At 70.0% G+C, this 17,584-nt stretch carries 21 protein-coding genes; 13 read left to right on the forward strand and 8 right to left on the reverse strand.

Going from position 1 to position 17,584, the window contains the following annotated elements; genetic code table 11:
* Positions 1–40 precede the first annotated feature (40 nt).
* The 6 genes from JRZ79_RS14200 (at position 41) to JRZ79_RS14225 (ending at position 6,104) form a co-directional block, all read left to right on the forward strand.
* Positions 41–1,243: an MFS transporter gene (locus JRZ79_RS14200; RefSeq protein ID WP_012289129.1), complete on the forward strand. Its 1,203-nt coding sequence runs from the start codon at positions 41–43 to the stop codon at positions 1,241–1,243.
* 27 nt (positions 1,244–1,270) lie between these two features.
* Positions 1,271–2,365: a glycosyl transferase family 2 gene (locus JRZ79_RS14205; RefSeq protein ID WP_010902157.1), complete on the forward strand. Its 1,095-nt coding sequence runs from the start codon at positions 1,271–1,273 to the stop codon at positions 2,363–2,365.
* Positions 2,366–2,392: 27 nt separating this feature from the next.
* Positions 2,393–2,860 carry a hypothetical protein gene (locus JRZ79_RS14210; RefSeq protein ID WP_205252404.1) on the forward strand — a complete coding sequence of 156 codons (468 nt, stop codon included), beginning with the start codon at positions 2,393–2,395 and terminating at the stop codon, positions 2,858–2,860.
* Between the two features lie 55 nt (positions 2,861–2,915).
* Positions 2,916–3,521 (forward strand): CoA pyrophosphatase, encoded by a 606-nt coding sequence (locus tag JRZ79_RS14215; RefSeq protein WP_205252405.1) that lies wholly within the window; start codon positions 2,916–2,918, stop codon positions 3,519–3,521.
* Between the two features lie 38 nt (positions 3,522–3,559).
* On the forward strand, positions 3,560–5,185 hold the full coding sequence (locus tag JRZ79_RS14220; RefSeq protein ID WP_205252406.1) for an FAD-dependent oxidoreductase: 1,626 nt from the start codon (positions 3,560–3,562) through the stop codon (positions 5,183–5,185).
* A 118-nt stretch (positions 5,186–5,303) separates the two neighbouring features.
* Entirely contained in the window at positions 5,304–6,104 is an 801-nt protein-coding gene (locus JRZ79_RS14225; protein ID WP_346347538.1) for a luciferase, read from the forward strand.
* On the opposite strand, the gene JRZ79_RS14230 is transcribed toward JRZ79_RS14225, so the two are convergent.
* Positions 6,091–6,261 carry a hypothetical protein gene (locus JRZ79_RS14230; RefSeq protein WP_157849916.1) on the reverse strand — a complete coding sequence of 57 codons (171 nt, stop codon included), beginning with the start codon at positions 6,259–6,261 and terminating at the stop codon, positions 6,091–6,093. The two genes, JRZ79_RS14225 and JRZ79_RS14230, sit on opposite strands and share 14 nt — an antisense overlap.
* Before the next feature lie 116 nt (positions 6,262–6,377).
* Here JRZ79_RS14230 and JRZ79_RS14235 point away from each other — a divergent pair, with 116 nt between their 5' ends.
* Positions 6,378–7,499 (forward strand): FAD-binding oxidoreductase, encoded by a 1,122-nt coding sequence (locus JRZ79_RS14235; protein ID WP_205252408.1) that lies wholly within the window; start codon positions 6,378–6,380, stop codon positions 7,497–7,499.
* 1 nt (position 7,500) lies between these two features.
* Here JRZ79_RS14235 and JRZ79_RS14240 read toward each other — a convergent pair whose 3' ends face one another.
* Together JRZ79_RS14240 and JRZ79_RS14245 are read right to left on the reverse strand one after the other, a co-directional pair.
* Positions 7,501–7,935, reverse strand: a complete 435-nt coding sequence (locus JRZ79_RS14240) for an Hsp20/alpha crystallin family protein (protein WP_010902163.1) — start codon at positions 7,933–7,935, stop codon at positions 7,501–7,503.
* Positions 7,932–8,090: a hypothetical protein gene (locus JRZ79_RS14245; protein WP_010902164.1), complete on the reverse strand. Its 159-nt coding sequence runs from the start codon at positions 8,088–8,090 to the stop codon at positions 7,932–7,934. The genes JRZ79_RS14240 and JRZ79_RS14245 overlap by 4 nt, the downstream gene beginning before the upstream one ends.
* A 92-nt stretch (positions 8,091–8,182) precedes the next feature.
* On the opposite strand from JRZ79_RS14245, the gene JRZ79_RS14250 reads away from it, so the two are divergent.
* The 4 genes from JRZ79_RS14250 (at position 8,183) to JRZ79_RS14265 (ending at position 12,508) form a co-directional block, all read left to right on the forward strand.
* Entirely contained in the window at positions 8,183–9,010 is an 828-nt protein-coding gene (locus JRZ79_RS14250) for a DUF429 domain-containing protein (protein WP_205252409.1), read from the forward strand.
* Between the two features lie 35 nt (positions 9,011–9,045).
* Complete coding sequence (locus tag JRZ79_RS14255; protein ID WP_010902165.1) at positions 9,046–10,740, forward strand: radical SAM protein; 1,695 nt, start codon at positions 9,046–9,048, stop codon at positions 10,738–10,740.
* Positions 10,741–10,962: 222 nt separating this feature from the next.
* Complete coding sequence (gene tnpA, locus JRZ79_RS14260; RefSeq protein WP_205251427.1) at positions 10,963–11,352, forward strand: IS200/IS605-like element ISH22 family transposase; 390 nt, start codon at positions 10,963–10,965, stop codon at positions 11,350–11,352.
* Between the two features lies 1 nt (position 11,353).
* Positions 11,354–12,508, forward strand: a complete 1,155-nt coding sequence (locus tag JRZ79_RS14265) for an RNA-guided endonuclease TnpB family protein (RefSeq protein WP_205252410.1) — start codon at positions 11,354–11,356, stop codon at positions 12,506–12,508.
* Positions 12,509–12,560: 52 nt separating this feature from the next.
* Here the strand turns inward: JRZ79_RS14265 and JRZ79_RS14270 are convergent, their stop codons facing one another.
* The 4 genes from JRZ79_RS14270 to JRZ79_RS14285 all read right to left on the reverse strand — a co-directional run bounded on the left by JRZ79_RS14270 (position 12,561) and on the right by JRZ79_RS14285 (position 14,863).
* A complete protein-coding gene (locus JRZ79_RS14270) occupies positions 12,561–12,989 on the reverse strand; it encodes a TRAM domain-containing protein (protein ID WP_010902168.1) in 429 nt (142 codons plus the stop codon).
* Positions 12,990–13,065: 76 nt separating this feature from the next.
* Positions 13,066–13,728: a YkgJ family cysteine cluster protein gene (locus JRZ79_RS14275; RefSeq protein WP_010902169.1), complete on the reverse strand. Its 663-nt coding sequence runs from the start codon at positions 13,726–13,728 to the stop codon at positions 13,066–13,068.
* Positions 13,729–13,773: 45 nt separating this feature from the next.
* A complete protein-coding gene (locus tag JRZ79_RS14280; protein WP_136361087.1) occupies positions 13,774–14,556 on the reverse strand; it encodes an MBL fold metallo-hydrolase in 783 nt (260 codons plus the stop codon).
* Positions 14,557–14,593: 37 nt separating this feature from the next.
* Positions 14,594–14,863, reverse strand: coding sequence for a helix-turn-helix domain-containing protein (locus tag JRZ79_RS14285; protein WP_010902171.1), 270 nt, complete (start codon positions 14,861–14,863; stop codon positions 14,594–14,596).
* A 184-nt stretch (positions 14,864–15,047) separates the two neighbouring features.
* Between JRZ79_RS14285 and JRZ79_RS14290 the strand changes: the two genes are divergently transcribed.
* Entirely contained in the window at positions 15,048–15,752 is a 705-nt protein-coding gene (locus tag JRZ79_RS14290) for a class I SAM-dependent methyltransferase (protein WP_012289133.1), read from the forward strand.
* A 52-nt stretch (positions 15,753–15,804) separates the two neighbouring features.
* Entirely contained in the window at positions 15,805–16,722 is a 918-nt protein-coding gene (locus JRZ79_RS14295) for a glycosyltransferase (protein WP_010902173.1), read from the forward strand.
* Here JRZ79_RS14295 and JRZ79_RS14300 read toward each other — a convergent pair.
* Entirely contained in the window at positions 16,719–17,537 is an 819-nt protein-coding gene (locus JRZ79_RS14300) for an amidohydrolase family protein (RefSeq protein ID WP_010902174.1), read from the reverse strand. The genes JRZ79_RS14295 and JRZ79_RS14300 overlap by 4 nt on opposite strands.
* Positions 17,538–17,584: the final 47 nt, after the last annotated feature.

Here is a 17,584-nt window from a genome sequence, read left to right on the forward strand (position 1 = left end):
GAACCCGAAGGGTTGTTGCTGCCCGCCGAGAAGCCGCCGTGTGGCCCCATCCAGCGACAGCGGCGCGCGTCGGCTCCCCCTGTTCGGCTCGCTGTGCGCGCTCGTCTTCCTCGTGAACTTCGGCCGGGTCGTGTTCGCGCCCCTCGTGGTGCCGCTCCAGGAGTTCTTCGTCGGGACGAGCAACGCCGCAGTCGGGCTGGTGGCGACGCTGGCGTGGCTGGGCAGCGCGCTCCCCCGGCTCCCGGCCGGCTACCTCCTCACGCGAGTCGCCCGCCACCGGGTCGTCCTCGGGACTGGCGGCCTGCTCACCGTCGCCTCGGGGGGCATGACGCTTGCGCCCACGATCGAGCTGGTGATGGTCGGCGCGCTGTTCGTCGGGCTGGCCTCGGGCGTCTACTTCGTCGCCGCGAGCCCCCTCGTGAGTGAGCTGTTCCCCGATCGCGTCGGTCGCGTCATCGGCATCCACGGCACGGCCTCGCAGCTCGCGGCAGCGGTCGCGCCGCTGCTGGTCGTCCGCGTGCTGCTCGTCCGCTACACGTGGCGTGCGCCGTTCTACCTGCTGTCGGCGGCCGCCGCCGTCGTCACGGTCGTGTTGTACGTCACCGCCGAGCGCGCCGACCTGCCCGACGCCGCTGGAGCCGACCGCGACCTCCTCGGGTCCGTCCGCCGCCAGTACCGCATCGTCGCGCTCGGCGTCGTCACCGTCGGGATTACCGGCCTCGTCTGGAACGGCTTTTTCAACTTCTACCCGAAATACCTCATCGAGACGAAAGGCGTCACCAAGCGCACCGCCAACCTCCTCCTGACGGTCGTGTTCGCCGCTGGCGTGCCGGCGTTCTGGTACACGGGCCGGCTCGCCGACCGGTTCCGCCACGTCCCGCTGATGCTCGCCATCCTCGGGTCGTTCGTCGTCACGCTGTTCGCGATCACGGTCGTCAACGCCACGCTCGCTGTCGCCGCCGTCTCGCTCTGCCTGGGGTACGCCATCCACAGCCTCTTTCCCGCCATCGACACCTTCCTGCTGGACAGCCTCCCCGACAGCGACCGCGGGTCGGCGTACGCCGGCTACAGCGCGTCGATGATGCTCGTGCAGGCGCTCGGCAGCGTCGTCGTGGGCACGCTTCGCGGGACCGGGTTCGCCTACGACACCATCTTCCGCACCGGCGCCGCCGGCCTGGGCGTACTCGCGGTCTGCCTCGTGGCACTGCAGTGGGCGGGGCGCTTGCCGCAGGGCGCAAGCTAATTCCCCTGCCGCCACTGCCGTCGACGTATGGACTACACCCAGGAGCGCGTGGCGACGCTCCACGACTACGGCGACGCCGACCCGCCCGCCCCGGCAGGCCGTGCCGCGGTCGTCGTCCCGATGACCGACCGCGAGTACGCCAGCCTCGCGACCGAGCGCGTCTTCTCGGAGCTTGAGCGCGTCGACCCCGCAGCGGTCGTCGTGCCGTTGCGCGCGCCCGCAGAGCGCGTGCCGGCGTTCCGGGAGTGGCTGGCCGGCTTCGACCTCGATCTCACCCTGCTGTGGTGCGACGGCCCCCGGGTCGAGGGACTGCTCGCCGACGCCGGTCTCGACGGCCCCCGGGGCAAGGGGCGTGACGTCTGGCTGGCGCTGGGCGTCGCGGCCCGCCACGACTTCGTCGTGCTCCACGACGCGGACACGGACACCTACGAGGCCCGGGACGTCAACAAGCTGCTGTTCCCGCTCGCCGACGGCTTCGACTTCTCGAAGGGCTACTACGCTCGCGTGGAGAACGACCGGCTGTACGGGCGGTTGTTCCGGCTGTTCTACACGCCGCTGGTGGCGGCGCTTGAGGACACCCACGACCACGACGTGCTCGATTTCCTCGGGTCGTTCCGGTACGCGCTGGCCGGCGAGTGTGGGCTCACCAGCGAGGCTGCGCGCGGACTGCGGGTGCAACGCGAGTGGGGCCTGGAGGTCGGCACCCTCGGCGAGGCGTTCCGGCTGGCGGGCGCGGCCGGCGTCGCACAGGTCGACCTGGGGCGGTACGAGCACGACCACCGCGCGGTCTCCGGCCCGACGGGGCTCTCGGAGATGAGCCGGGGGGTTGGCGCGGCGCTGCTGCGCGCCGTCGCGGACACCGGCGTCGACATCGCCTACGACACCGTCCGGGAGCGCTACCGCGAGCACGCCACCCGCCTCGTGGACGCCTACAGCGCCGACGCCGCGTTCAACGATCTCAGCTACGACGCCGAGCGCGAGCGCGACCAGATCACGACGTACGCACAGGCGGTACAGCCGCCCGGCGCTGACACCCGACTGCCCGCGTGGTCGACGGTCTCGCTCACCCCCGGCGACGTGGCGGCGGCGGCGCGGGCCGACGCCGCCGACACCGAAGAGTGACCCGTCTTCGGGCAGCCACCGTGACACATGGACGGTGACGCACTGGCCGGCATCGTGGCGTTGTTCGGCGGCCTCACGCGGGCCGAACTCAGCACTGCGGTCCGCGAGCACGCGGGCCGGCACGGCGACGGAACCGAACACCCGGACGACGCCATCGACGCGGCACAGAACGCCTACGAACTGCTCGCGGTCGCCCACGACGGAACGACAGTGTTGGTCCCCGGGCCGACAGCGTTTCCCGAGCCGCCTGCGGGAGCCGAGGACCTGCCACACATCTTGGCGGACACCGAGCGCCGCACGGTCCCCGCAGCCGCCCGCGCCGACGCCGTCCGCCGGCGCCTCACCGCGGCGGCCGCCGACGCCGACCCGGGCAGCGAGCACGCCCGCAGGCTCGTCGACGTCACGTACGACGCCGAAGCCTGGGTGGCCGTTGATCTGTCCGGCGTCCGGAACACCCTCACCGACCACACCGGTGGCCCCTCCGAGGACGCCTGAACCGGCCGCCGCCGCGGGCGCGTGAGTTAAGTTCGTCGCAGCCGTGGCGTCGACCATGGACCTCTCCGGGGTGGCTGCACACCGGCCGGTCCGGGTCACCGACCAGGACCGCGCCGCCGCCGTGCTCGTGCCGGTCGTCGACGCCGCCGACGGGGCGGCGCTCGTGTTCACGAAGCGCGCCGCCGACCTCAGCGACCACCCGGGTCAGATGAGCTTCCCGGGCGGCGGCTGCGAACCCCGCGACCCCGACTGCCGCAGCACCGCCGCCCGCGAGGCCAACGAGGAGATCGGCCTGGGCCGCGACGAGGTCGCGTTCGCCGGCCAACTGGACGACATCGCCACCATCACCGAGTACGCGGTGACGCCGTTCGTCGGCCGGGTCCCGGACCGCGAGTTCGACCCCGACGAGCGCGAAGTCGATGAGGTCGCCGTGCTGTCGGTTTCGGCGCTGACCGACCCGTCGAACTACGACCTCGAAAAACGCAGCCACCCCGAGTACGGGACGGCGTTGGTGCATTTCTTCCACGTTGACGGATACACCGTCTGGGGAGCAACGGCGCGCATCCTCGTGCAGTTCCTCGATCTCGCCGCGGGCTGGACGCCCCCGGACCGCGACCCGACGGTCGTGGAGCTGGACCCCGACTACCCGGAGACCTCGTGAGGGGTAGCCTGAAGTCCGGGTAGGCCCACTAGACGGCCATGACAGCGTCCCAGCGCGTGGCCGTGCTTGGTGGCGGCATCGCAGGACTGACCGCGGCCCAGGAGCTCGCCGAGCGCGGCCTCGACGTGACCGTCTACGAGGTCAACGACCGCCTCGGCGGGAAAGCGCGCTCGATACCCGTCGACGGCTCCGACGGCCTGCTCGGCGAGCACGGCTTCCGGTTCTTCCCGGCGTACTACACGAACGTCGTGAAGACGATGGCGCGCATCCCGGACGGCACCGGCGGCTCCGTCGCCGACCACCTGGTGTCGACCAGCGAAACCCTGATCGCGAGCGCCGACGGTGACGGCGCGGTGGCGTCCACGGAGTCCCCCGACACCCCCCGCGAGTGGGTGTCCGCCATCCAGCCCCAGATCGCCGGTGGGGAGGTCCCCCGGCGGGAACTCGCGCATTTCGTCTCCCGGTTGGCGGTGCTGTTGACCAGCTGTGAGGACCGCCGCGAGCAGGCGTTCGAACACCAGTCGTGGTGGGAGTTCATCGACGCCGACGCGATGTCGCCGGCGTACCGGAAACACCTCGCGCAGTCCACGCAGGCGCTGGTGGCGCTTCGCCCCGAGATCGGCAGCGCGCGCACCGTCGGCACCATCTACCTGCAGTTGCTGTTCGGCCAGTTCGACCCGGGCGCGCCAGCCGAGCGCGTCCTCGACGGCCCCACCAGCGAGGTGTGGCTCGATCACTGGCACGACTACCTCGACGCCCAAGGCGTCGACGTCCGCCTCGACAGCCCCGTGACCGAACTCCACAGCGACGGCCACCGCGTCACCGGGGCTGTGATCGACGGCGAGTCAGTGACCGCCGACCACTACGTGGCCGCGCTCCCCGTGGACGTGCTGCCCGCCCTCCTCACGCCCGCGCTACGGCGCGCCGCCCCCTCGCTGCGCGGCGTCGACCGCATCCGAACGGCGTGGATGAACGGCGTCCAGTTCTACCTCGACCGGGACATCCCCATCGTCAACGGGCACGCCGTCTACGCCGACTCGCCGTGGGCGATCACGTCGGTGAGCCAGCGCCAGTTCTGGACCGACCACGACCTCGGCGCGCGCTCTGACGGCGACGTGCAGGGCGTGGTTTCGGTCATCGCCTCCGACTGGGACACGCCCGGCGTGCTCTACGACAAGCCCGGCCGGGAGTGCACCCGCGAGGAAGCCGTCGCGGAGATCTGGGCGCAACTCCAGGCCCACCTCGGCGCGGACACGCTGCCCGACGAGGCCCGCGTCGCGCACTTCCTGGACCCCGAGCTCGCCGAAACCGACGACGGGCTGCGCAACGACGCCCCGCTCGTGATCAACACCGTCGGCAGCCTCCAACACCGCCCGCGGCCGGACACGGACGCGCCGAACCTCGCGGTCGCCGGCGACTACGCCCGCGTCGAGACGGATCTCGCGACGATGGAAGCCGCCAACGAGGCGGGGCGGCGCGCCGCCAACGCGGTGCTCGACGCCGCCGGCGCGGCAGCGCCCCGCGTGGACGTCTGGGGGTTGTCCGAGCCACGCGCGTTCGACCCCCTGAAACGCCAGGACCGCATGCGGTTCAAGCTCGGGCTGCCCCATCCCGGCGAGGTGGGCCACGACGCCTGGGCGTTCGCGCGCACACTCCGCCCCTGACAGCAACCCTTTTGCCCGCGGGCGTGGTACGGCGGGTATGGTCGCAGAGACGATGGATCGAGTTCCGGCACTGTTCTAGTACTACACTCTGTCTCGCGGCCGGGGGTGGGTCGTCGTGCTGAGTTCCAGCAGCGACGCCCACGCGGCGGTCGCCGGCATTGACGCAGTCGCAGTGAAACCCGCCGAACACGACTGGCGGCGCATCACCGACCTCGTGGCGGGGGTCAGCACCGTCACCGTCGACTACGAGGGCCACGCCCACATGCCCGACCTCGACGCGCTCGCCGCGTGCGTCGACGACGGCCGCGCCATCCGCGTGACGACGCCCGTCCGGGTCGACGGCTTCGACCCACTGGGCGACGACTCGTTGGCCGCCGACATGCCCCCCGAGCTCGGCCGGGTTCTGGTCGCCGGCCACGGCGCATACCTCTCCGACGACGCCGCCGAGCGCGCCGTCGCGCCCCGCCTCGGTGCCGCCGTCGACGGCCTCGATGGCGACCCCTGGGTGGGCACCGAGGGCGTCGAGCGCGCCGCCCTGGCGACCGGGGGGACGCAGTTCGAACTCCTCTCCCGGGGCACCCAGCGCGACCTCGACGGCCTGCGCGCCGCGGGCTTCGACGGCGACATCGCGGTGTACGCGCCCACCGTGCTGACCGACGACGAGGACGCCATTCTGGACGCGGTCGGAGCGTACACCGCCCGCCGGGGGCCGGTGCGGCGCGCGCTCCCCGAGGACGCCGCCACCGACGCCACCGCCACCGGCCGCGCTCGCGAGGTGTTGTCGGCGGCCGTCCGGGACTTCGCGCTGGTGGGGGACTCGGAGACGGTCCGCGAGCGCGTCGCCGGACTGCGCGCGGCGGGCGCCGACCACGTGGTCGCGTACCCAGCCCGCGGACTCGACGCCTTCACTCGCGCGTGACCACGTACGTGCGGCCGCCACGGCGCTCGATGTAGGTGTGCTCGGTGCGGTGGGTGGCCGCGTACGCTGCGACACCGGCGGTCGTCATCGCCGACACCTCGACGCGGCGGCCGCTGGTCGCTGCCTCCGGGCGTGCGTGGCGCGTCTGGACTGGCATGCTCGTGGATGCAGCCCCGACATGCTTCAACCTCAGCCGTCCACGGTGAAAGTGAAACCGCCGGCCGGGTTGCCGCCTCCCCGACAGTTATCGGGGTCGGGTGTCCACCCGCGAGTATGACACGCACCGACGCTGCGTCGGATCGCCGCGTCGCCGTGATCGGAGCCGGCGCAGTCGGGTTGACGGCTGCCCACGACCTCGCCGAGCGCGGCGTCGATGTGACCGTCTACGAGCGCGACACCGTCGCCGCCGCAAGCACCGGGCGCGCGGCCGGCATCTGCTACGACGCGTTCGCCGACGCCGTCGACGCCCGCGTGGCGGCCCGCGCCATCGAGCGGTTCCGCGAGCTCTCCGGCCACGGTGCGTTCACCGTCGCGGAGACGCCGTACGTCTGGTTCGCCACCGAACCCGGCGCGACCGCCGACGCCATCCGCGAGCAGGTGGCCGCCATGCAGCGCCACGGGCGCGCGGTCGAGCACGCCGACGCCGACGCGCTCGCGGCGGCGGTCCCCGCGCTCCACACCACGGACATCGTCGCGGCCGCGATCGCGCGGGACGCCGCGGTCGTGGACACGACCGCGTACGCCCGCCTGATCGCCGATCGCGCACGTGACCGCGGTGTTGAGATCCGCACGCACGAACCGGCCAGCGTCGCCACCGATCCGGTTCGAGTCAACGACACCGCGTACGACGACGTGGTGGTCGCGGCCGGCGCGCACACCGCCCGCGTGCTCGCCGACGCCGGCGTCCCGGTGCCGCTGAAACCCTACCGTGTGCAGGCGCTGACCGCCGATGCGCCCGCCGCAGAGCTGCCGACGGTCTACGACGCCACGGCCGGCTACTACGTCCGCCCCCACCCCGAAGGTGTGCTCGCCGGCGACGGCACCGAACCGGTCGAGGCCGACCCCGACGACTACGACCGGGACGGCGACGACTGGTTCGTCGACGCGATGGACGACCGGCTCCGGGATCGGTTCCCCGGCTACGAGCCCGCCGTCGAGCGCTCGTGGGCGGGCCTCTGCACCGCCACACCCGACCGCGACCCGCTGCTCGGCGAGCTCCGCGACGGCCTCTACGTCGCCGCCGGCTGGCAGGGCCACGGGTTCATGCGCGCCCCCGCGACCGGAGCGGCGCTCGCCGACGACGTTCTGGGCGGCGACGGCGTTCCCGCGTTCGACCCGACGCGCTTCGACGGCACCGAACAGTTCGCCATTGCCGAAGGCATGGTCGTCGAGTGACCTACGCCGACTCGTCGTCGCTGTCGTCGGTCGCCGTGACGTGGATGTCCGCCTCGGCGGTGCCGTGTTTCGGCAGGAACACGTGCAGCGTGCCGTCCTCGTTCAGCTCCGCGCGCCCCGCGTCGGCGTTCACCACGGCGTTCGCGGGCAGCGTCGCGTGCCCCTCCAGGGTGAGCCCGCGCCCCGGGAACACCACCTCGAAGTCCGCGTCGAACTCGCGGAACCGATCCACCCGAACGTGGACGCTGTCGCCCTCGTAGGTCACGTCGATGTCGCTTGCGTCCGCGCCGGGCGTATCGAACACCAGCAGGTACTCGTCGTCGCTCTCCAGCACGTCGACGGGCAGCGGCGCGTTCTCCTGGACCCGGCCGGCGGCGCGCCCCGCCCGCTCTAAGAGCCCGGCGCCCACGCAGTCCGCGAACTCCCGACCGTTCATAGCTGGATCTCCGCGAGCTCCTCGGTCGTCCCACAGTACGGGCACGAGAAATCCGACACCCCGACGCTGTCCGGCATGTCGTACGTGTAGTGTAACTCGAACATGTCCATCTCGCAGTCGCCGTTGTCGCAGCGAACCTCCAACGTAGCGGGCATGCCTCCACGTTGGGCGGTCGAAGCCAAAAAGGGGATGGCTGCGGCGGCTCCGGCCCACAACAGCTACGCCGCGCCAGCCCGAAGCGGGCGCTGTGGCTGCCCACACCTGCTACGGCGTGGATTTCAGCGGCGCCGCGACCGCGGGCCGAACCATCTGGGTGACCAGCGCGCACGCCGACGCCGGCACGCTCCGCGTCCGGGACTGCGCGCGCGCCGATGACTTCCTGGCCGCCCACTACGACGGCCCCCCGACGACCGACCGGGCGCCGACGCTGGCCGCGCTCGTCTCGTTCATCCGCAGCCATCCCGACGCCGTCTTCGGCCTCGATTTCCCGTTTGCGGTTCCGCGCGCCATCGCCACCGACGCCCTCGGCGCGACCACCCACCGGGCGGTCGTCGCCGCGGTCGCCGCCCACGACGACGGGGACGACTTCGCCGCGACGTGCGTCGAGTGGGCGACCGCCAACGCCGACGGCGCGACCTACCTGCGGCGGGCGACCGACCGCGAACACGACGCCCTCTCCCCGTACCACTTCTTCGTCGCACACCAGACCTACCACGGCATCGCCAGCGTGCTTGCGCCGCTTGACGATGCCGCCCGGATCGTTCCGTTCGACCCGCCCGCCGCCGGCGGTCCGGTGGTCGCGGAAACGTATCCGGCGGGCGTGCTGGACGCGCGTGGCCTCCCCCGAACGGAGTACAAGGGCACCGAGCAGGCCCACACACAGCGCCGCGCGCGCATCCTCGACGGTCTCGCCGACCAGTCCAGCGTGGCGATCCCGGACGCCATCCGGGCGACCTACCGCGACGACACCGGCGGCGACGCCCTCGACAGCCTGCTGGCGGCGCTGGGTGTCTCCGGGTGCCGCGACGCCTGGGGCCACGAGCCGTCCTCACTGACCGGCCACATCTACGTGTAGTCACGTTCTTACGGATCGACACCGAACCCCGGTGTATGATCGCCCCCGAGGACCTCGACGTGACGCTCGTGGACGGCTACGTCGACGAGCCGGCCCACTTCGGGGTGCCGCCGTACATCTCGACGTACCCCCGGTACACCGCCGGCGCGCTCGTCGACGCGGGCGTCGACCCCGCCAACGTCACCTACCACACCATCGACGAACTCCGCGGCGACACCGCCAAGTTCAACGACGTTGCCGACGCCGACCTGTTCGTCTACGTGGGCGGGATGACCGTGCCCGGCAAGTACGTCGGCGGAACGCCCGCCGAACCCGACGAAGTCCGCGAGCTGGCGTGGCTGGCCGACGGCACGAGCGTGATGGGCGGCCCCGTCCGGTTCGGCGTCGGCGAGGAGAACGCCGGCGCACAGGAAATGGAGCGCTCGGACCTGGATTTCGACTTCCTCGCGATGGCGGACATCGAGGCGGCCGCCTACGACCTCGTGGACAACGGACTGGAGGGGTTCGAGGACCGCTACCGGGACAACCAGGAGATCAACCGCTGGGCCGCGAAGGGCGCGTTCGTCGTCGAACAACACCCCAACTACCCCGAATACCTCATCTGCGAGATGGAGACCTCGCGGGGCTGTGCGTACCGGTGCTCGTTTTGCACCGAGCCGATGTACGGCGACCCCTCGTTCCGGTCGGCGGACGCCGTCGTCACGGAGGTCGGCGAACTCTACGCCCACGGCGCCCGGCATTTCCGGCTCGGCAGGCAGGCCGACATTCTCGCGTTCGGCGGCGACGGCGAGGCACCCAACCCGGACGCGCTCCGCGACCTCTACGGCGGCATCCGAGAGGTCGCCCCCGAGTTGGGGACGCTGCACCTCGACAACATGAACCCGGTGACGATCGTGGACTACCCCGAGAAATCACGGGACGCGATCCGCGTTATCGCCGAGCACAACACGCCCGGCGACACCGCGGCCTTCGGCCTGGAGTCCGCGGACCCGCTGGTCCAAGAGGAGAACCACCTCCTGGTGAGCGCCGAGGAATGCCTGGAGGCGGTCCGCATCGTCAACGAGGTGGGCGGGTGGCGGCCCGGCGAATCCCCCGCCGACGCGCCGTCGTGGGGCGAGGGGTCGCCCGACCGGCTCCCGAAGCTGCTGCCGGGCATCAACCTCCTCCACGGCCTCACCGGCGAGCGCGCCGAAACCTTCGAGCACAACAAGCAGTTCCTCCACTCCCTGCTCGACGAGGGGCTGATGGTGCGGCGCATCAACATCCGGCAGGTCATGGCCTTCGAGGGCACCGAGATGGCCGACACCGGCGTCGACCTCGCGCAGAACCACAAACAGCTGTTCAAACAGTACAAGACCGACGTGCGTGAGACCATCGACAACGCGATGCTCCAGCGCGTCGTCCCGCCGGGCACGGTGCTGAAAGACGTCACCCTCGAATACCACCAGGACGGCAAGACGTTCGGCCGCCAGCTCGGCACGTACTCGCTGCTGGTCGCGATCCCGGGCGAGCGCGAACTCGGACAGACCATCGACGTCGCCATCACGGACCACGGCTACCGCTCCGTCACGGGCGTCCCGCACCCGCTCGACCTGAACGACGCGTCGATGGACGAACTCACTGCGATCCCCGGCATCGGCTCCAGCACTGCCGGCGACATCCTGGTCGCCCGCCCACACGACTCCGCGCCGCCTGTCGCCGATGCGGACCTCGCGAAGTTCACGCAGTAGGCGAGCGCCACCGCGCCAGGCCGGAGAATACGACCCACAGGACGGACGACTCGGGTCGTCGTACGCGTGGCTCCGACACAGTGACAGCGGTAGCAAGGCGAAAGCCCACCCGTTTACGGGTGGGATGAAGCCGACAACTGGGAATCTATACACGCCCGTAGCCACGGCTGGGGTTGGATGTTTGCGTAATATCTTTAGGTGAAGCTATTCTATATACTGACGATGCCTCGTGGGTTCGACAGGGAACGTACCAACGTCGATAAACTCCAGTACCACTTCATCTGGTGTCCGAAGTACCGCAAATCGGTACTAACGGGCGAGGTACGCGACCGGCTCGAAGAACTCATCAAGGAGAAAGCCGACGAACTCGGTGTAGAGATACTGGAGTTGGCGATTCGACCCGACCACGTACACCTGTTCATCACGGGCGATCCAACGCTCGCTCCGAACAAGATCATGCAACAGATCAAGGGCTACTCCTCGCGCCACCTGCGTGATGAGTTCGACTTCGGCTTGCCGTCACTGTGGACGCGCTCGTATTTCGTATCAAGTGCGGGTGACGTGTCCAGCGAGGTCATCGAGGAGTACATCGACGCCCAAGCAGGTGAGTAGTATGCAGCGGAACGTCTCAACCACGGTGCGGGTCAAACTCCACTCGCTGACCAACAGGAAAGCCGACCTTCTCGCCCGCGAGTACGAGGCGTTCCAGACTGAGGTTCACGACGGAGACGCCGACCTCTACTCTGCGACCGACCAGCAGGCGTCGAAAGTTCAGCGACAAAAAGACCCGAATCCCGGCACTGAACAGCCTGTCGTTCTCCGCAACGACGTGTTCGACGTGTCTCACGACGAGGACACTGTTCTCTCGTCGTGGTGGGTCAACGTCCCCGTCTACGATCCCGAACGGGGACGGGGGAACTCAATTTGGTGTCCTGCCCACATCCCCCGGAAGGACGAACAACTCGTCCGTGAGGGCGATGTTCGGGACAGCGAGTTAGTGCGCCGTGACGGTGACTGGTATGTCCATCTCGTCGTCAAACGGTCTGTGACCGTGGCCGACGAGTACGACGACGTACTGGCTATCGACATGGGCGCACGATGGGTCGCCACCTGCGCGTTCCTCTCCGACCGCACAACCACGTTCTACGGCGAGGAAGTTCGCCGCATCCGCGAACACTACAAACAACTGCGGAAGTCTATCGGGAAGGCGAAACCCCGACAAGGACAGCAGGTGGTCGAGCGTATCGGTGACGCCGAGGCACGGAAAGTGGACGACCGGCTCCACAAGATTGCTCGGCAAATCGTAGAGGATGCCGAGGAGCGGAACGCGGTTATCGTCGTGGGCGACCTCGGTGGGATTCGCAAGGACAACGACAAGGGGCGGTACGTCAACGACAAGACCCACAAGATGCCGTTCGCCCGCCTGCTCAACTGTATCGAGTACAAGGCCCACGACGCGGGTATCGACGTGCAGCTGGTCAACGAGTACGACACGTCGAAGACGTGCAACCGCTGTGCCTGCGAGGGAGTCCGAGCAACGCAGGGACGCTTCGAGTGTCCCGAGTGCGGACTGGATGATAACGCAGACAAGAACGGTGCGCTGAACATCGGCAAACGAGCCTTGGGCAAGTTCTCGAAACCGCTGTCCGGGGCGGGGGCTGTACTGGCACAGCCCGAAACGCAGGTCATCGTCCACCGTGACGACGAACCTGCGAACCTCTCCGTTTCCGTGGATTCAACCCCCAGTGGGGGAACCCCACGGCTTTAGCCGTGGGAGGATGTCAGACGCGGATGTCGAGAGGGACGCGTGGCGTCCGCGGTCAGTACTCCTCGTCGATGATCTCGCCGACCGCGAAGTTCGACTTCACTTCCGTCACTTCGACTTTGACGCGCTCGCCGATCTCGGCGTCCGGCACGATGATGACGTATCCGCGCTCGACGCGCGCGATCCCGTCGCCTTGCTTGCCGATGTCCTCGATCTCGACGTAGCGGATCTCACCCTCCTCGACCGGCGGCTGGGGTTCCGACGACGCCCCAGTCGACGTCGAGGATGACGACGACGACGCCGAAGACGTCGTCGAGGTGTTGTCCGCGTCGCCATGGCGTTCGATGAGCGCGACACGGTAGACGTCGCCCGGATCGACGGATCCCGTCTCGATCTCGCTTTTGGGCACTTCAACCACGTACTCGTCGTCTTTGACCGTTACCTCGGCGTTGAACAGACAGAGCAGTTCGTCAGATATCTCCAATGTCGAATACCTCCATCGGTGTGTCACCCCCTCGCCACTTAGTCGTTGTCACAGCGACGGCGACGCACGGGGGTGTTCAGTTGGGGTACGCCGACCCGTCCGGCCGTTTTGCGCCCTCCGAATCGTGCACCACCGTCGCGCCGGGCTCCGGGTTCGCCGGCGCGTACGCCTCCCGCACGTCGATTGCCTCCTCGAGCTCGCGGATCGCACGCGCTTTGAGCGCGCCGGCGAGCTCTTCGGCGTCCGCCCGCGAGATGTCGCGGCCAAGCCCCTCACACTCGTGTGCGCGCACCATCCCCGCCTCGTCGACGGCCTCGCCCATGGGCTGGCTCGTTCCGCCGAGGGCCACGCTGAACGGGTACGTCTGGCAGATGAGCGGGCGGCTGCCGTGCACCGAACACGCGCCGGTGCCGTCGTCGTCCTCCCGGTAGAACGTGCAGTCGCCACAGGAGTCCGCCTGCAGCGCCCACTCGAAGGTTTCACCCGCGCCGTCCTCGTCGAGGCCGTACGGCATCGGGCGCGCGACGTCCCGCCAGTCGCGGTCCGTTTCAGCACCGGCGGCGGCCTGCACGTCTCGGACTTCGTCGGGGAAGACGGTCGCCGTGTGGGGGTCGTCGGCCTCGCTCTTGCAGCACGCCCCACACCGCGTGCATTCGAAGCCGATGGTCTCGATGGCGTCCGCCAGCGTGGCCACGTCGAGTTCGCGTGCGCGCTCCAGTTCGGCTTCGAGGTCCTGCATGCTCGCGTCCAGGGCACCGACGCGCAAAAGTCACGCGCCCGCGGCTCACGCAGGCTGGTGGGTCGCGCGGGACCCGTTCCAGTGGATGCGCTGCTCGCGGGCGAGCTTGTCGAGGTGCGCGCGCACGGTCTGCCCGGCGAGGTCGCGGACGCCCGCCAGGTCCTTGTCGTAGGCCGCATCGAGGATGGCGTCGACCGTCTCACAGCCCGCGGCGACCGCATCGAGGACGCGGCGCTCGCGGTCGCGGCGGTGTGCGTACAGCGCGTGCAGGCGATCGGCCGGCTGCTCGATCGTGGGGCCGTGTCCGGGCTGGAGTCGGGCCGGCGCGCCGGCTGCGAGCCGGCGCAGGGACGCGAGATACGCGCGCATGTCGCCGTCGACGGCACCCACGAAGACGCTGCTGTCGGCGAACACGAGGTCCCCGCTGATGGCGTTGCACTCGCCGTCCACGGTGGCGAGCACCGCCACGTGGTCGGGAGCGTGGCCCGGGGTGTCCGTGACGGTGAGCGCCGTGTCGCCAATCGCGTCCCCCGGGCGGAACACGCGGTCGGGTGCCACGCCGGTTTCGCGCTCGAAGCGCGCCGTGAACGCGGCGTGCGCCCACACGGTGGCGTCGGTCGCGGCCGCGTACGCGTCCACGGCACCGACGTGGTCGGGGTGGGCGTGCGTAACGACGATGTGATCCACTCCCTGCGAGACGGCTGCATCGAGGGCGGCCGTCCGCCCGGCGGGGTCGACGAGCACGCGGGCCTGGCCGTCTACGAGGTACGCGTTGGTCGTGCCGTGGGGTGCACGAGTGGCACCGTCTACTGGGTACCGCTCGATCATGCTCGCGTTCACGGGCGGCAGCGAGGAAAACCCTGGGTCAGCCGGCGAGATAGTACACCTGCTTGCGGGCGTCTTCGAAGCTGTATCGGGAGTCAACCAGGTGTTGTTCGTCGAGCCGGTTGAGCGCGTACCTGACTGTGCGGTCGGGCAACAGCGATTCGTCGGCGAGCTCGCCCTGGGACAGCGGGGAGTCGATTTCGAGGACCTTCGCAACGAGTTTCGCGCTCGGCGGGAGCTCCTGCAGTCGACTCCGGAACTCCTCGTCGTCGACAGGGGCCGGCTTGTCTTCGGTCGCGGACGCGCTCATGTCAGAACGTGACACACCGTCGCAGGTAAGTGTTGTCCCCCCGTGCAACTAAACACCTTATATTATATTATGGCCGGCCCGCCGCCGTTCAGCACCCCGCAGTCGCCGACTCACGGACCCGCCACGAGTCCCGCGGCGTTCCAGTACGGTTTTACATCCCCGCCCACGACGTGGCCGTATAAGCGTGAAGGGACAGGAGTGGTACCAGGCCACCGAGGTCGCCGAAGAGTACGACGAGAAGCGATTCTCTCGGGGCGGCCGCTACATCGACCGCCGCGAGAAGCGGGCAGTACTTGACGCGCTCGGACGCGTGGACGGCGACCGCGTCCTCGAAATCGCCTGCGGCACCGGTCGGTTCACCGTGATGCTCGCGGAGCGCGGCGCGGACATCACCGGGCTCGACATCTCCGGGCCGATGCTCCAGGAAGGCCGCCAGAAGGCCGCACAGGCGGGAGTCGCGGACACCATCGAGTTCATGCGCGGGGACGCCGGCCGGCTGCCGTTCCCCGACAACCACTTCGACAGCGTCTTCGCGATGCGGTTTTTCCACCTCGCGGACTCCCCGGCGACGTATCTCCGCGAGATGGCGCGTGTCTCCAAGCAACAGGTGTTTTTCGACACGTTCAACCGGTTCAGCACGCGGTCGCTGTACAACTGGCTGCTCCCCATGGGGTCGCGGCTGTACGGCTCGCGTGAGGTGCGCGCGCTGGTGTCGGGTGCCGGCCTCACGCTGGCCGACGCCGACCACGACTTCATCGCCCCCTACGGGTTCTACCGGGAGGTTCCGGACTGGATCGCGCGCCCCTTCCGGAACGCCGACGTGACGCTCGGTGACACGCCGCTCGGCGAGCCGCTGGCGTCGGTCTCCTACTGGGACGTTCGCCTCTGACCCGCGCCAGCGAGGCGGGGTGTTTTTACCGCCGGCTCCGAACTGACACCGTATGGACCTCTCGGTGGTGGTGCCCACCCTGAACGCGCGCGACGCCCTCCTCGACGCGCTCGACGCGCTCGCAGCCCATGCACCCGCCGCCGAGGTCGTCGTCGCGAACGGCCCGTCGGTCGACGGCACCTCCGGCACGGTGCGCGACCACGACGCCGTCGACACGCTGCTGGAGCTCTCCGAGCGCAACCTCAACGCCGCCCGGAACGCCGGCATCGCCGCCACCAACGGCACCGTCGTGGCGTTCATCGGCCAGGACACACACATCCAGCCGGGGTGGACGAACGCCGTCGCCGACGCCATCGCCGACGGCGCCGACGCCGTCACCGGCCCCGTCCACCGTACCGTCGAAGGCGGCGTCACCACGGAATCGGTCGACGAGGCGACGGTCTCGGGCCGCGACGTGACGTTTTTCGACGGCGCAAACGTCGCCATCACTCGCCGAGCGCTGCGCGCACTCGATGGCTTCGACGAGGCGCTCCAGACGGGTGCTGCCCGCGACGCCGCACACCGGCTGGCGGGCATGGATCGCCGGGTGGCGTGGGCCCCCAACGCCTGCGTGCTCCGCACCGACGCCGACGACGTCATCCACCGGCTGCCCGAGGACGCCGACAGCTCCGCCCGCGGGTTGAAATACCGCGCGCTCGCCTACCGCCTCACGAAGAACTACGGCGCAACCGCCGCCATCACCGCCCGCGTTCTGCGCCACGCGGTCGGCGACGCCGCCAGCGTCGGCGGCGCTGTCCTGCGCGGCGACGCCGACCTCTCGACGTGGGTGGGCGCGGGGCTGGCCGTCCTCCCCGGGCTCTGGCGGGGCAGCCAGGCCGGCCTGTCGGCGCGCGTCGCCGACCGCACCACCACCCGCAACCCCAACGGCGTGTCGACCCGCATGGACCGTGTGCACGCCCGCCATGACTAGCCGCTGGCGGCCGCCGGCAGGATCCGCGCGAGGTTCTGGCCGAGCACCTTCGCCATGGCGTCCTCGGTGACATCGAGGGTCAACACCTCCATCAGCGAGACGTTCGGGTGTGTCGCGGGCGCGCCGGACCCGAACACCACCCGGTCGGGGTGTTCCCTGATCGCGCGCTCCAGGATCTCCCGGTACCGGACGCCCGCAGTGTCCACGTACAGCGACTCGTGCGACTCCAACAGCTCCACCGCGGCCGTCATCAACTCACGATCCAGTGGATGGCCCCCGAAATGCCCCAGCACGACGGGGAACTCGCGATCCAGCAGCGTCTCCGCCAGCGCGGCCGGCGTGAACTGGCGGCCACCGTCGACGAGCACCGGCAGTCCAACGTCGTCCAACACGTCCAGCACATCCGCATCCGGCAGCCCGTCCTGTGCGGGGTCGAGTTTGAATCCGTGGAAGCGGTCGTCGTACGCGTACTGCTCGATGTCCTCGGGGGTGGTCTGCCAGTCGTCCCGTGACGCGGCGACGTTCCGCACCGCCGCGACCGCGCCCCGGCCGGGATCCCGGGGGCCGTCGATGCGCGCGAACGCCACGAACGGGCGCTTGACCGCCTCCCTGGCGACGGCGTTGTTCGCGCGCAGATACCCCTGCTCGCCCTTCCGCGGGCCGGGGAACACCACGGCGCGCACGATGCCCGCCTGATGCATCTCGCGCTCGAAGGCCTCCCCCTCGATGGTGCGGCCGCGGCTGGGACGCCCCGGGCCGGCGTGGAGCCGCGCGTGACAGTCCACGACCCGGAACCCGTGCTCCAACTCCAGCATGCTGGAGTGCTTGCCGGCTGGCTATTTCGGTCTGGCGGTGCGCGCGC

Source organism: Halobacterium sp. BOL4-2 (assembly GCF_016917835.2).
GTDB classification, from domain to species: Archaea; Halobacteriota; Halobacteria; order Halobacteriales; family Halobacteriaceae; genus Halobacterium; species Halobacterium salinarum.